The organism is Pseudomonas japonica (assembly GCF_013522925.1).
Classification (GTDB): domain Bacteria; phylum Pseudomonadota; class Gammaproteobacteria; order Pseudomonadales; family Pseudomonadaceae; genus Aquipseudomonas; species Aquipseudomonas japonica_A.
In genome coordinates this window covers 220,615-235,043 of record NZ_JAAMQU010000005.1, presented here as the reverse complement: position 1 = coordinate 235,043, position 14,429 = coordinate 220,615, and the positions used below count along the sequence as shown (strand labels likewise).

The following is a 14,429-nucleotide window of genomic DNA, read 5'->3' as shown; positions in this document are numbered from 1 at the left end:
TTCATTCCACCAGTGGCCGCCGCTTGCGCGGCCAGGGGGAATACTTACAGGAACAAACCAGGCCCTGGCTTGCTGCCTTCCGGGAACCGCACGCCCACCTTGGCAATGCGATTGGCATCCATGACGGCAACGGTCCAGAGGGTGTTGTTCCATTCCACCTGGTCGCCGACCACCGGTGCACCACCCACGCGGCTGCTGATGAAGCGGCCCAGCGGTGTTTGTGGATCTTCGCCGTCCAGGCGCAGGCCGTACAGCGCGGCCACGGCACCCAGTTCGGCATCGCCCTCCAGCACGAAGTCGCCGAAGAAGCGTAGGTCCAGCCCACGCTGCGGCGCCTGGCTGAACAGCTTGCCCAAGGCTGGCAGGTCGTGTTCATGGCCGATCACGCAGAGAATGTCATTCACTTCCAGCACCGTACTGCCCGAGGGGTGCAGCAATTGTTCGTTGCGGAACAAGGCGGCGATACGGGTGCCTTCCGGCATTTTCAGTTCGCGCAGCGCTGCGCCGATGCACCACTTTTCGGCCCCGAGGCGATACACGAACAGCTCCCACTCGCTGGTGTGATGCACCTCCAGCGCCGAGCGGGAAATGGGTGCGGGGTCGGGCGGCACCGTTACCTTCAACAGCTTGGCCACCCAAGGCAAGCTGGTGCCCTGTACCAACAGCGATACCAACACGATGAAGAAGGCCAGGTTGAAATACAGCTGAGCATGGGGCAAGCCGGCCATCAGCGGGAACACCGCAAGAATGATAGGGACGGCCCCACGCAACCCGACCCAGCTGATGAAGCCTTTTTCGCGGCCATGAAACGCCTTGAACGGTGCCAGCCCTACCAGCACCGACAGCGGACGAGCGAAGAGAATCATCCACAGGGCCAACGCGAGCGCCGGCAGGGCGATAGGCAGCAAATCGTGCGGTGTCACCAGCAGCCCCAACACCAGGAACATGCCGATCTGGGCAAGCCACGCCATGCCGTCGAGCATATGCAGTATGCCGTGGCGGCTGCGCACAGGCCGGTTGCCGATGACCAGCCCGCACAGGTAGACCGCCAGGAAGCCGCTTCCATGCAAGGCGTTGGTGAGCGCGAACACCGCGAGGCCGCCACTGATAACCAGCAAGGGGTACAGGCCGTTGGCCAGGTTGATACGGTTTACCAGATAAAGCATTACCCAGCCGCCGCCCAGGCCCAGCACGCCGCCTATGCCGAACTCTTGCAACAGGTGAAGCAACAGGCCCCAGTGGAAGCCGGTTTCTCCGCTTGCAAGCATGTCGATCAGTGTCACCGTGAGGAACACGGCCATGGGGTCGTTGCTGCCCGACTCGATTTCCAGGGTAGCGGTTACGCGCTCGTTCAGCCCCTTGCCGCCCAGCAGCGAAAACACCGCGGCGGCGTCGGTAGAGCCAACGATCGCCCCGATCAAAAGCCCTTGTATGAGGTTGAGATCGAACAGCCAGGCTGCGGCCATGCCGGTAAGGCCGGTAGTGATAAGTACACCGACGGTGGCCAGTGACAGCGCGGGCCAGAGCGCCACCCGAAAGCTTGCAACCCGGGTGCGCAAGCCGCCATCGAGCAGGATTACCGCGAGGGCAAGGTTACCCACCAGGTAAGCGGTGGGGTAGTTGTCAAAGACGATGCCTGCACCGTCCACCCCGGCGACCATCCCCACCGCAAGGATAATGACGAGGATCGGGATACCGAGCCGGGACGACAGGGAGCTGACCAGAATGCTTGCACCGACCAGCAACGCGCCGATGAGAAACAGGCTGTTGATGGTTGTCGCATCCAAGGGCCGTACTCCATTCAAATCAAGGGCGAAGGCACGTGCAGAGAACGTGCCAACCGATTCTAACCTGTGCCTTCGGCCATGTGTCAAAAGGGATGGTTAATAAAAGTAGTCAAAATCATAGCGTCCAAACAAAAACGGCCCAGCGAATGCCGGGCCGTTTGCGTCCAACGCCCTGAGGTCAGCCGATAGTCATCAGGCTGGCATTCCCGCCTGCGGCAGCCGTGTTCACGCTCACTGCCCGCTCGATCACCAGGCGCTCCAGAGCGATATTGGTTTCGCCGTGGGACAGCCCTTGAACGCCAACAATGGCGCCGGCGCGCCCGGCGATCACTTCGCATACCGCGCGCAACTGGTCCGAGTCGCCGTGATGGATAACCGCGTCGAAGGCCGCCTCGTCGCGTTTCCAGTCGGCGATCAGCTGAATGCGTGCCTGAACGTCCTTCGGCAGGCGGCTCACCACGCTACGGGCGGGTTCGCCTTCCATCATTACGGCACGGCTACCGACCGCCAGTACCGCAGCCAGCTGGGCCAGCAAGTCGGCCTCGGAGTCCGCCAGGCAGAGCACGTGTTCGCGAGGCAGGATCACGTAGCTGTTGCGCTCACCGGTCGGGCCTGGGAGGAGACGGGAGATACCGCTCTGCGACTGGGCCGCGTACTGGTTGCAGACATCCACCAGCCCCGATTGCTGATTGCTTTCGGCCCATGCCTTGAGTGCCTGCAGCGGCTTGAGCAGCAGATCATGCACGCGGCTGTCCGGGGTGCCGATGTCGCTACGGTCGAAGGTACGGCTGACCGCGTCCGCCGGCCGAGTTGACAGCAGGCGGTACAGGTACAGCGGCCCGCCCGCCTTCGGCCCGGTGCCGGAAAGGCCTTCGCCACCGAATGGCTGCACGCCCACGACGGCGCCCACGATGTTGCGGTTCACGTACATGTTGCCCGCGTTGACGTTCTCGGTGACCTTGGCGATCGTCTCGTCGATACGCGTATGTACGCCCAGAGTGAGCCCATAACCGGAAGCGTTGATCTGGCCGATCAAGGCATCCAGCTCACGGCGCTTGTAGCGCACCACGTGCAGCACGGGCCCGAAGATCTCGCGCTCTAGCTCGTCGAAGCTTTCGAGTTCGATCAAGGTCGGCATTACGAAGGTACCGCGGCGGCATTCGGCGGTATCGGCGATCGCCACCTGGTACACCGTGCGGCCTTTCTCGCGCATCGCCTGGATGTGCTGCTCGATACCCGCCTTGGCTTCGGCGTCGATCACCGGGCCAATGTCCACAGACAGGCGTTCCGGGTTACCGAGGCGCGCCTGGGCCATGGCGCCCTTGAGCATTTCGATCACGCGGTCGGCGCTGTCTTCCTGCAGGCACAGCACGCGCAGGGCCGAGCAACGCTGGCCGGCACTGTCGAAGGCCGAAGACACCACGTCGATCACCACCTGCTCGGTGAGCGCCGAAGAGTCCACGATCATTGCGTTCTGCCCGCCCGTTTCGGCGATCAGCGGGATCGGCCGGCCCTGAGCATCGAGGCGGCCGGCGATGTTGCGCTGGAGCAGCCGCGCCACGTCGGTCGAACCGGTGAACATCACACCCTTCACGCGCTCGTCACCCACCAGTCCCGCGCCGACGGTTTCACCGCGCCCCGGCAGCAATTGCACCACGCCTTCCGGAATGCCCGCTTCAAGCAGCATGCGTACGGCTTGGGCGGCGACCAGCGGGGTTTGTTCGGCGGGCTTGGCCAGTACCGGGTTCCCCGCGGCCAGCGCTGCGGCTACCTGGCCGGTGAAGATGGCCAATGGGAAGTTCCACGGGCTGATACACACCACTGGGCCCAACGGGCGGTGCGCATCGTTGTTGAAGTCATGGCGTGCCTGCACGGCGTAGTAGCGCAGGAAGTCCACGGCCTCGCGCACTTCGGCGATGGCGTTGGCGAAGGTTTTGCCGGCCTCGCGCACCAGCAAGCCCATCAGTGGCTGGATCTGCGCTTCCATCAGGTCAGCGGCGCGCTCCAGGATGGCGGCACGCTCGGCTGGCGGCGTGGCTTGCCAGATTGGGCCGTTGATCAGTGCGCACTGAATGGCAGCATCGACATCGGCAATATCTGCCTCCTGCACGTGGCCGACCACGTCGCGGTGATCCGACGGGTTAAGCACGGGCTGGGCAGGGGCTTGCGAGGCTTCACAGCCAAGGATCGGGCCGGCCTTCCAGTCATTGTGAGCGGTGGCCAGCAGGGCGCTGCTCAGCGAGGCCAGGCGGTGCTCGTTCGCCAGGTCGATACCGGACGAGTTGCTGCGCTCGCTGCCATAGAGGTCGCGTGGCAATGGGATGCGCGGATGAGGCAGGCCGAATGCACCTTCCTGCGCGCCCATGCGCTCGATGGTCGCCACAGGGTCGGCCACCAGTTCCTGGATGGAGATCGAGTGGTCAGCGATGCGGTTGACGAAGGACGTGTTCGCGCCGTTCTCAAGCAGCCGGCGGACCAGATAGGCCAGCAAGGTTTCGTGCGTGCCCACCGGTGCATACACACGGCATGGGCGATTCAGCTTGCCGTCGGCAACCTTGCCTACCACCTGCTCGTACAGCGGCTCGCCCATGCCATGCAGGCACTGGAACTCGTACTGGCCGGGGTAGTAGTTCTGGCCGGCAATCTGATAGATAGCCGCCAGGGTATGGGCGTTGTGAGTGGCGAACTGCGGGTAGATCGCTTCGGGCACCGACAGCAGCTTGCGAGCACAGGCGATGTAGGAGACGTCGGTGTAGACCTTGCGGGTATACACCGGGTAGCCCTCCAGGCCTTCAACCTGGGCACGCTTGATCTCGCTGTCCCAGTACGCACCTTTCACCAGGCGGATCATCAGGCGATGACGGCTGCGGCGAGCCAGGTCGATCACATAGTCGATCACGTACGGGCAGCGCTTCTGGTAGGCCTGGATCACGAAGCCGATGCCGTTCCAGCCTGCCAGCTGAGGTTCGAAGCACAGGCGCTCGAGCAGGTCCAGCGACAGCTCCAGGCGATCGGCTTCCTCGGCGTCGATATTCAGGCCGATGTCGTATTGCTTGGCCAGCAAGGTGAGCGACAGCAGGCGGGGATACAGCTCATCCATCACGCGCTCGTACTGGGCGCGGCTGTAGCGCGGGTGCAGGGCGGAAAGCTTGATCGAGATGCCCGGGCCTTCGTAGATGCCACGGCCGTGGGATGCCTTGCCGATGGAGTGGATCGCTTGCTCGTACGAAGCCAGGTATTTCTGCGCATCGTGTTCGGTGAGCGCGGCCTCGCCCAGCATGTCGTAGGAGTATCGGAAACCCTTGCTCTCGAACTTGCTGGCATTCGCCAACGCTTCGGCAATGGTTTCGCCCGTGACGAACTGCTCACCCATCAGGCGCATGGCCATGTCCACGCCTTTGCGAATCATGGGCTCGCCGCGCTTGCCGATGATCCGGCTAAGCGAGGACGTAAGCCCCGCTTCGTTATGGGTGGACACCAGCTTGCCGGTGAGCAGCAGCCCCCAGGTGGCGGCGTTCACGAACAGGGACGGGCTGTTGCCCAAGTGTGGCTGCCAGTTGCCGTTGCTGATCTTGTCCCGGATCAATGCATCGCGGGTACCCTTGTCGGGAATACGCAACAGCGCTTCGGCCAGGCACATGAGCGCGACGCCTTCCTGGGAAGACAACGAGAACTCCTGCAACAGGCCTTGTACCAGGCCTGCGCGGCCGGTGGCGTTCTTTTGATTGCGCAGCTTTTCGGCGATACCGGCAGCCAGCTTGTTGGCGGCCTCGGCCATCGGCGCGGGCAGGCGCGCCTGCTCCAGCAGCATGGGGACCATTTCCTGCTCGGGGCGGCGGTAGGCACCTGTAATGGCCGCACGAAGTACCGACTGCGGAAGGATGCTTTCGGCGAACTCCAGGAAGCATTGGTGAGCGTGGTCTGGCTGCACTTCGCCCGCGTCGTCATTGACGCTGGCTGCACTACCGTCGAGTTCGGTCAGGGACGCGCCACCCTCGAGTTTTTCGAGGTAATTGAAGATCGCTTGCTTGATCAGCCAATGCGGAGTGCGGTCGATGGACTGCGCCGCGGCTTTCAGGCGTTCGCGGGTAGGGTCGTCGAGTTTGACCCCAAGAGTGGTCGTCGCCATTTAATTATCCTCATAGGGTTGCCACTGTCGTGTGGCTTGTGCGTGGCGGCAAGATTATCCGTGGCCTTTGCGGGGTGCAACCCAGTGCAACCCAAAAAGTTGAACTATTTACGCCACGCAGGACGAGCGGGATTCAACGGCCGGATGCACAAAAAAGGTGCGAGATGCCGGTATTTGGTCAAGTTCGTTCGCAACCTTCGGCTGTAGGCGTGTAGGACCATTCTGAAACTGCCTAAGTCGCCTTGAAACGTCCGTTGGCGAGTCCCTAGGATGCCCCCTCTCGGTGCAACCAAGGTGCACCTCCAATAACAAGGACATGAGTATCCCGCCGAATGAGCCTTAGTAACCCTACGTTAATTTCTTTTCTGGTCTATATCGGCGTGATGTTGCTGATTGGCTTGCTGGCCTGGCGCGGCACACGCGATCTTTCCGATTACATTCTGGGCGGTCGCCGCCTGGGTGGCCTGGTCACGGCATTGTCCGCCGGTGCTTCTGACATGAGCGGCTGGCTATTGATGGGGCTCCCGGGCGCCATTTACGTCAGCGGCTTGTCCGAGGGGTGGATTGCCCTTGGCCTTGTGGCCGGCGCTTACCTCAACTGGCGGCTGGTGGCGGGCCGGTTAAGGATTCACACCGAGCACTGCGGCGATGCGCTTACCTTGCCGGATTATTTTGCCTCGCGCTTCAACGACACCAGCGGCGTTCTGCGGATTATTTCAGCGGTCGTGATTCTGGTGTTTTTCACCATTTATTGTGCCTCCGGCATCGTCGCCGGTGCCCGGCTGTTCGAAAGCACCTTCGGCCTGCCCTATGAACAAGCGCTGTGGGTGGGCGCCCTTGCGACGGTTGCGTACACCTTCATCGGTGGCTTCCTTGCCGTAAGCTGGACCGACACCGTACAAGCCTCGCTGATGCTGTTTGCCCTGATTCTCACGCCCATAGCGGTGCTGTTGGCCACGGGCGGGGTAGATACCACTTTCCTGCACATCGAAAGCGCCCACCCCGAAAGTTTCGATATGCTCCGGGGCACTACCTGGATCGGTATTGTTTCTCTGCTGGCCTGGGGCCTGGGCTATTTTGGCCAGCCGCATATCCTGGCCCGTTTCATGGCGGCCGATTCGGTAAAATCCATCGTCAAGGCACGGCGCATTTCCATGACCTGGATGATCCTCTGCCTGGCCGGCACTTGCTCTGTAGGCTTCTTCGGCATCGGTTATTTCCAGGCTAACCCTGAGCAGGCGGTGGCGCTGGCGGGTAACCCCGAGCGGATATTCATCGAGCTGGCGAAGATCCTGTTCAACCCCTGGGTAGCCGGTGTGCTGCTGTCGGCCATTCTGGCGGCGGTGATGAGTACGCTGAGTTGCCAGCTGCTGGTGTGTTCCAGCGCCCTGACCGAAGACTTTTATCGCCATTTCCTGCGCAAGTCGGCTTCCCAGCGTGAGCTGGTGTGGGTAGGCCGTGCCATGGTGCTGCTGGTTGCCGTGATCGCCATTGTGCTTGCGGCCGATCCGGATAGCCGGGTACTGGGGCTGGTGAGTTATGCCTGGGCCGGGTTCGGCGCCGCATTCGGGCCGGTGGTGATCATTTCGGTTCTGTGGAAAGGCATGACCCGTTATGGCGCGCTGGCCGGCATCGTCACAGGGGCCGTGACGGTCGTGCTATGGAAAATGTACGGGCACAGCGCCGTCTACGAAATCATCCCCGGCTTCGTGCTCGCCTGCCTGGCCATTGTGCTGGCAAGCCTGCTGAGTGAGCCTGGCGAAACCGTCAAACGGCAGTTTGAGGTAGCAGACAAAGCCTGGCGAGGCGACCGCGGCTGACCGCCACCCGGCCCTTCGCCTTTGGCGACAGGGCCGGGGCACGGTAAACTCCAGCACCCTGCAGGAGTAACCATGAATTACCGCCACGCCTTCCATGCCGGCAACCATGCCGATGTCTTCAAGCACTTGGTGCTTAGCCGCCTTATCGCGTCAATGTCGCGAAAGGAGCAACCCTTCGCTTACCTGGACACCCACGCCGGGGTCGGCTTGTATGACCTCCAAGGGGACCAGGCGAGCCGGACGGGGGAGTACCTGGAAGGCGTTACACGGCTGTGGGCGGTGGAAAACCCGCCTGAGCTGGCTGCGGATTACCTCCATGTTCTGCGCAAGCTCAACCCTGACGGCGATCTGCGTTATTACCCCGGTTCGCCGGAACTGGCCCGCCGACTGGCGCGGCAGCAGGACAGCCTGCAGTTCAACGAAAAACATCCCGACGATGGCCTGGCGTTAAAGGAAAACATGAAGCGCGACCCGCGCGTGGCGGTTCACAGAGGGGAAGGGTGGCATGTACCCCGGGCACTGCTGCCTACTCCCGAAAAACGCGCGGTCATGCTGATCGACCCGCCGTTCGAGCAGCCCGATGAACTGCAGCGCTGCACGCGTGCGATCAAGGAAAGTATCGCTCGCATGCGCCAGACCGTGGTTGTGGTGTGGTACCCGATCAAGGACGAGAAAGGCTTGCGCCGTTTCTATCAGGAGCTGACCAGTACCGGCGCGCCCAAGCTGCTCAAGGCCGAGCTGTTCGTGCATCCTGCGGATACAGACACCCGCCTCAATGGCTCGGGCCTTGCCATCGCCAACCCACCATGGGGGCTGGAGGAAGAACTGAAGGCCTTGCTGCCGTGGTTGGCCCAGTTGCTGGGCCAGACCCAAGGCAGCTGGCGCGTGGACTGGCCGATCCCCGAGTAACCGGGCGGGCAGCCCTTACGCGGGCAGGCAAACCCCGGTGCCACCGATACCGCAGTAACCGCCCGGGTTCTTGGCCAGGTACTGCTGGTGGTAGGCCTCGGCATAGTAGAAGGCCGGGGCGTCCTGAACGTCAGTGGTGATGTCCGGGTGGCCTGCCTTGCTCAGTTCGGCCTGGAACGCTTCGCGGCTGCCCAGTGCTGCGTGCAACTGAGCTTCGCTGGTAGTGAAGATCACCGAGCGGTACTGCGTGCCGATGTCGTTGCCCTGGCGCATGCCCTGTGTTGGGTTGTGGGATTCCCAGAACACCTTGAGCAGGTCCTCGTAGCGGGTTTCCTGCGGATCGAACACCACCATCACCACTTCGCTGTGGCCGGTAAGGCCGGAGCACACTTCTTCGTAAGTGGGGTTGGGCGTAAAGCCACCGGCATAGCCTACCGCCGTGGTGTACACGCCCGGCTGTTGCCACAGGCGGCGCTCGGCGCCCCAGAAGCAGCCCAGGCCGAAGTAGGCGACTTCCAGGCCGGCCGGGAAAGGCGCTTGCAAGGGGCGGCCGTTTACAAAGTGTTCGCCGGGCACGGCCATTGGCGTTTCGCGACCAGGCAATGCCTGCTGCGCGGTAGGGAGTTCGTTCTTGTTCACAAGGATTTCCGAGCGCAGGACCATGGTCTTCTCCGCGGTAGGTCAGTAACAGCCCTACAGTGTGCCTCAGGTGCGCGCTTGTGTCAGGTCGCCGGGCCGCGCGGGTATCGCTTGAGCGCGTCCACCAGGCGTGCCGACGGGATCGGTCGGTCGAACAGGTAGCCTTGGCCAACGTCGCAACGGTGGCGGCGCAGGAAATTCAACTGCTCTGCCGTTTCGATACCCTCGGCCACCACCTTCAGCTTCAGGTTATGGGCCATGGCAATCACCGCCGAGGTGATTTCCATATCGTCCTGGCTGGTGGGGATGTCGTTGATGAAGCTGCGGTCGATCTTGATGATGTCGATCGGGAATTTCTTCAAGTAGCTCAGCGAGGAGTAACCGGTACCAAAGTCATCCATGGCCAGTGACAGGCCCAGGCCCTTGAGTTGCCCAAGCAGTTGGCGAGTGTCTTCCGTGGCTTCGAGCAGCAGGCCTTCGGTAAGCTCGAGCTCGAGCAGGTTGGGGGCGAGCTTTTCTTCGGTCAGGATCTGGCTGATGGATGCCACCAGGTCCGGGTCGGAGAATTGTTTGGGCGAAAGGTTGATAGCTACGTGCAATGGGCCGTAACCGGCCGCGGTCAGCTGCTTGCTCATGCGGCACGCCTGGCGCACCACCCATTTGCCAATGGGGATGATCAGGCCGGTTTCCTCGGCCACGCTGATGAACTGGTCCGGGCGGATCATTCCTTTTTCAGGGTGGTTCCAGCGTAGCAGTGCTTCCATGCCCAGCAGCCGGCCCGTGCGCAGGCACAGCTTGGGCTGATAGAACACTTCCAGTTCGTTCTGGGTCAGTGCCCGGCGCAGGTTGTTCTCCACGAACAGCTTGTAACTGGCTTCCGCGTTCAGCGCTTCGGTAAACACCTGAACCTGATGCTTGCCGTTGGCCTTGGCCTTGTGCAATGCCAGGCCGGCGTTTTTCATCAGGGTTTGCGGGTCGCGCCCATGCAGTGGCGCGCAGGCGAGGCCAACCGAGGCGGTCACGTTGATCAGCTGGTTGTCGACGAACATTGGTTTGTCGAGCGTTTTAAGCACCTGCAGCGCCAGCTGCTGGCCGGCTTCGGGGTCGGTGTCATCCAGCAGAACGGCAAATTCATTACTGGCGAAGCGCGCCAGTGTGCCTGAAGGGCTCAAACTGTTGCGTAGCCGGCGGGCCAGGCTGATCAGCAGTTTATCGCCGGTCTGGTGCCCGAGGCTGTCGTTGATGCGCTTGAAGTTGTCGATATCCACCAGCATGAGCGCCAGTGGTGTGTCCACGTCGCTGGCGAAGCGCTCATCGAGGCTGCGGATGAATGCCGGCCGGTTCCCCAGGTTGGTGAGGTTGTCGGTATACGCCAGCCGCTCGATGCGCTGCTGGGCAAGCTTGGATTGCGTGATGTCCTCGTAGATACCGATGTAATGGGTGAGCTCGCGATGGTCGTTGAACACCTTCGAGATCGACAGCTGCCCCCAGTAGGGTTCGAGGTTCTTGCGCCGGCTTTTGAACTCTCCCTGCCAACTGTTGCTTTTGGCAAGGCTGGACGGTGCGTCGAACAGCAGTTCGCTGAGGTTTTCGAGGGCCGGCAGCTCGGAGAGGCGGTGCCCATGTACTTCATCTGAGGTGTACTGGGTGATTGCGGTGAAGCTGGGGTTCACGTACTCCACCACACCATCGCAGTTCACCAGCAGGAACGCGTTGGCGCTCTGTTCCACCGCGCGCTGGAACAGATGCAGCGCGCTGGTCGCAGTGCGGCGATTGTGATTGGTAATCACCTGGGCGAACTGGTCTGCCAGCTCGCCAGCGAAGGCAATCTCCTCGGACTGCCAGGCGCGCTCGGTGTGCTGCTCCAGGCACAGGATGCCCACTACCTGCCCGTCGACACGAATACTCGCGTCCAGCACCGATACGATGCCTCCATGCCGCGCCGCCGCCGTGAGGTTGCGAATGCGTGGATCGCCTGTTGGGTTGTTGGCATCTACCGCTCGGCTTCGATGCAAGGCATCCAGGTAGTCGGGATAACGGCTGGCATCGATCGGTGCCGGTACGCTGTAGGTCCGGGTGCCCGCGCTATACGCCAGGATCGGGACCAGCCGATGCCCTTCCAGGTGCCAAAGGCTGGTACCGTCAATCTCGAAGATCTCGCACGCGCTGCGGGTAATCAGCTCTGCCGCTTCGCGCATGGGGTCGTTGGTGGTGTAGCGCTGCCGCGCCAGGCGCAGGATCAGGTCCTGCTGGGCCCGAACGCGCTCCAGATGATGTAACTGCTCGCGCTGTGCCCGGTGGTTGACCTCCAGTGCAACCTGCAACTGGCCACTTGGGGAGTTCAGGTCCGCTTGCCCGACGTCGAAGGTATCGCCCGCCAGGTCATCCACGCCCAACAGGTAGCCGCGCAGCAGCTGGCGGTTGTGCTGCTTGAAGGGTTCGCCCACTTCAAGGATGTTCACCGGGCCATTGGCCGAGTGCAGCACGTAGCGCACCAGGTAGTAGGCGCGCCTGGCGAGCTGGGCCTGGATGGCGTCATGCAGCTGATAACGCGCTTCGGGCTCCATCAGGCTGGCATACGGCGAGCCGATCAGGGCGCACAGTTCGCTTGCTGGCAGGCCAAGGTCTTTCTCGCAGGCAGGGTCCAGGTACAGCAGGGCCCAGTTTGCCTCGTTCAGCCGTTCGAAACGGAGCATGCCCAGGCGCGAAGGCACGGGGAGCTGCGTAACGACCTCGGCCGCCATTCGAGTGGCGGCATCCGGGTGGCTTTTCATCGAGAACTCGCTTGAGAAATACGGTTTACACAGATCCGTCTGGTGGCAGTTGCTACGTGCAGCAAGGTTGCATCATGGCGCCTCGGCTGACAAGCGCTACAGTGGCCCTGTGCCTTCATCTGGCAGGTTAAGCGTCGGTTTTCCGCATTCCCTGCGTCGGTATAACGGCAGCACAAGCGGTTTACTGTAGTCGACGTTGAATTGGCGTCAAATGCACGGGCAATTGCCAAGCTGGAGGCGAGAGTAGCAGGTCTTCGCGACAGTCGGTGTATCCGTCATGAAACTTTGGGCACCGATCGAAAATGATAAAAAAACCCCGCCGAAGCGGGGTTGAGGTTTCGAGCGTAGCAGCTCAAAACAGGGTTGCCGCGCCACAGGGCAGCGCGGCGAAGTGGCTTAGAGCAGCATGGAGCGAATATCGCCCAATACGTCGCTCAACCGCTTGGTGAAGCGTGCGGCGGCAGCACCGTTGATCACGCGGTGATCGTAGGAAAGCGACAGCGGCAGCATCAGGCGCGGCTGGAATGCCTTGCCGTCCCACACCGGCGCCATGGCCGCCTTGGATACGCCCAGGATGGCAACTTCAGGCGCATTGACGATCGGCGTGAAGCCGGTGCCGCCAATGTGCCCAAGGCTTGAGATGGTGAAGCAGGCGCCTTGCATGTCGTCCGAGGCCAGCTTTTTGGTGCGCGCCTTTTCCGCCAGGGCGGCAGCTTCGGCAGCCAGTTGCAGCAGGCTCTTCTGGTCAACGTTCTTGATCACCGGTACCAGCAGGCCGTCCGGCGTATCCACGGCGAAGCCGATGTTCACGTACTTCTTGCGGATGATGGCTTTGCCGCTCGGTGCCAGCGAGCTGTTGAAGTCTGGCAGTTCCTTGAGCAGGAATGCGCAGGCCTTGAGCAGCAACGGCAGCACGGTGAGCTTCACGCCCGCTTTTTCGGCCACGGCTTTCTGGGCCACCCGGAAAGCTTCGAGCTCGGTGATGTCGGCCTGGTCGAACTGGGTCACGTGAGGCACGTTCAGCCAGCTGCGGTGCAGGTTGGCGGCGCCCACTTGCATCAGGCGCGTCATCGGCACTTCTTCGATTTCACCGAAGCGGCTGAAGTCCACCACCGGAATCGGCGGAATGCCGGAGCCACCTGCGGCCGCGGCGGCGGCAGGCGCCTCCTTGGCCTTGGCCATCATCGCCTTGACGTAAACCTGTACGTCTTCCTTGAGGATACGGCCATGCGGGCCAGTGGCGCCGACCTGCGCGAGGTCCACACCAAACTCGCGCGCCAACAGGCGAACGGCCGGGCCAGCATGGACCTTGCCGCTTGGCGCGGCGACGGGCGCCGAAGCAGCGGCAGGCGCGGCAGCAGGCTTGGCGGCCGGAGCGGGAGCTGCCGGTGCTGAAGCAGCGGGCGCGGCAGCAACAGGGGCGGCCGCGGCGGGTGCCGGGCTGCTTCCTGCAACTTTGAGCTTGAGGATCAGGTCACCCGTGCCAACTTCACTCTCCAGCTGGGCGATCACGCTTTCCACCACGCCCGCCTCGGGGCATGGAATTTCCATGCTGGCCTTGTCGGATTCCAGGGTGATCAGCGACTGATCTTTCTCAACCTTGTCGCCGGCTTTCACCAGCACTTCGATGATCTTGGCCTTGCCCGACGAGCCGATGTCCGGCACGTGGATATCTTTTACGGTGTCACCGGCCGGTGCGCTCGGGGCTGCAGCTGGCGCGGCGGCAGCGGGTTCCTTGGCCGTGGGCGCGGGTGCGCTGGCAGCCGGGGCAGCAGCGGAACCTGCGCCCTTGAGCTTGAGGATCAGGTCCCCGGTGCCCACTTCGTCGTTCAGGTTCACGCTGATGCTTTCGACCACGCCAGCGGCAGGAGACGGGATCTCCATGCTGGCCTTGTCCGATTCCAGGGTGATCAGCGACTGGTCCGCCTCAACGGTATCGCCAACCTTTACCTGGATCTCGATCACCTGGGCCTTGCCCGACGATCCGATGTCCGGCACATGCACGTCCTGGCTCGCGCCGCCGCCGCCGCTTGGCGCAGGTGCGGACGGCCGGGTTTCCTCGGCTTCGTCCGGCGCGCTCGGCTTGGCGACCACGGTAGGCTCAGGTGCAGCAGCCGGCGCGGCAGACGCCGAAGCGCCTTCGATTTCCAGCTCCAGCAACTCGTCGCCTTCTTTCAGGCGGTCGCCCAGCTTGACCTTGATGGCTTTGACCACGCCGGCCTTGGGGGCCGGCACTTCCATGCTGGCCTTGTCCGATTCGAGGGTTACCAGGCTTTGTTCGGCTTCGATACGGTCGCCGACCTTTACCTGAATCTCGATGACTTCCCCTTCACCGCTGCCGATGTCGGGTACGCGAATAAGCTCGCTCACG

General features: G+C 62.6%; 7 protein-coding genes. 2 read left to right on the top strand and 5 right to left on the bottom strand.

Annotation, left to right across the window (positions count from 1 at the left end; genetic code table 11):
- Nucleotides 1-44: 44 nt before the first annotated feature.
- Nucleotides 45-1,787: a potassium/proton antiporter gene (locus G7016_RS10150; RefSeq protein ID WP_181113605.1), complete on the bottom strand. Its 1,743-nt coding sequence runs from the start codon at nucleotides 1,785-1,787 to the stop codon at nucleotides 45-47.
- A gap of 178 nt (nucleotides 1,788-1,965) precedes the next feature.
- Nucleotides 1,966-5,916 carry a trifunctional transcriptional regulator/proline dehydrogenase/L-glutamate gamma-semialdehyde dehydrogenase gene (gene putA, locus G7016_RS10145; RefSeq protein WP_181113603.1) on the bottom strand — a complete coding sequence of 1,317 codons (3,951 nt, stop codon included), beginning with the start codon at nucleotides 5,914-5,916 and terminating at the stop codon, nucleotides 1,966-1,968.
- A gap of 332 nt (nucleotides 5,917-6,248) precedes the next feature.
- On the opposite strand from putA, the gene putP reads away from it, so the two are divergent.
- Together putP and G7016_RS10135 are read left to right on the top strand one after the other, a co-directional pair.
- Complete coding sequence (putP, locus tag G7016_RS10140; protein ID WP_181113601.1) at nucleotides 6,249-7,736, top strand: sodium/proline symporter PutP; 1,488 nt, start codon at nucleotides 6,249-6,251, stop codon at nucleotides 7,734-7,736.
- A 72-nt stretch (nucleotides 7,737-7,808) separates the two neighbouring features.
- Nucleotides 7,809-8,645: a 23S rRNA (adenine(2030)-N(6))-methyltransferase RlmJ gene (locus G7016_RS10135; RefSeq protein WP_181113599.1), complete on the top strand. Its 837-nt coding sequence runs from the start codon at nucleotides 7,809-7,811 to the stop codon at nucleotides 8,643-8,645.
- Between the two features lie 15 nt (nucleotides 8,646-8,660).
- On the opposite strand, the gene msrA is transcribed toward G7016_RS10135, so the two are convergent.
- The 3 genes from msrA to aceF all read right to left on the bottom strand — a co-directional run bounded on the left by msrA (nucleotide 8,661) and on the right by aceF (nucleotide 14,428).
- Nucleotides 8,661-9,308 (bottom strand): peptide-methionine (S)-S-oxide reductase MsrA, encoded by a 648-nt coding sequence (gene msrA, locus G7016_RS10130; RefSeq protein WP_181113597.1) that lies wholly within the window; start codon nucleotides 9,306-9,308, stop codon nucleotides 8,661-8,663.
- A gap of 59 nt (nucleotides 9,309-9,367) precedes the next feature.
- Nucleotides 9,368-12,058 (bottom strand): sensor domain-containing phosphodiesterase, encoded by a 2,691-nt coding sequence (locus tag G7016_RS10125; protein WP_181113595.1) that lies wholly within the window; start codon nucleotides 12,056-12,058, stop codon nucleotides 9,368-9,370.
- A 396-nt stretch (nucleotides 12,059-12,454) separates the two neighbouring features.
- Nucleotides 12,455-14,428 carry a dihydrolipoyllysine-residue acetyltransferase gene (aceF, locus tag G7016_RS10120; protein WP_181113593.1) on the bottom strand — a complete coding sequence of 658 codons (1,974 nt, stop codon included), beginning with the start codon at nucleotides 14,426-14,428 and terminating at the stop codon, nucleotides 12,455-12,457.
- Between the last annotated feature and the right edge of the window lies 1 nt (nucleotide 14,429).

Coding starts and splice junctions, on each gene's coding strand:
- msrA (WP_181113597.1), bottom strand. CDS start 9,308: ATGGTCCTGCGCTCGGAAATCCTTGTGAACAAGAACGAACTCCCTACC.
- putP (WP_181113601.1), top strand. CDS start 6,249: ATGAGCCTTAGTAACCCTACGTTAATTTCTTTTCTGGTCTATATCGGC.
- G7016_RS10125 (WP_181113595.1), bottom strand. CDS start 12,058: ATGAAAAGCCACCCGGATGCCGCCACTCGAATGGCGGCCGAGGTCGTT.
- putA (WP_181113603.1), bottom strand. CDS start 5,916: ATGGCGACGACCACTCTTGGGGTCAAACTCGACGACCCTACCCGCGAA.
- G7016_RS10135 (WP_181113599.1), top strand. CDS start 7,809: ATGAATTACCGCCACGCCTTCCATGCCGGCAACCATGCCGATGTCTTC.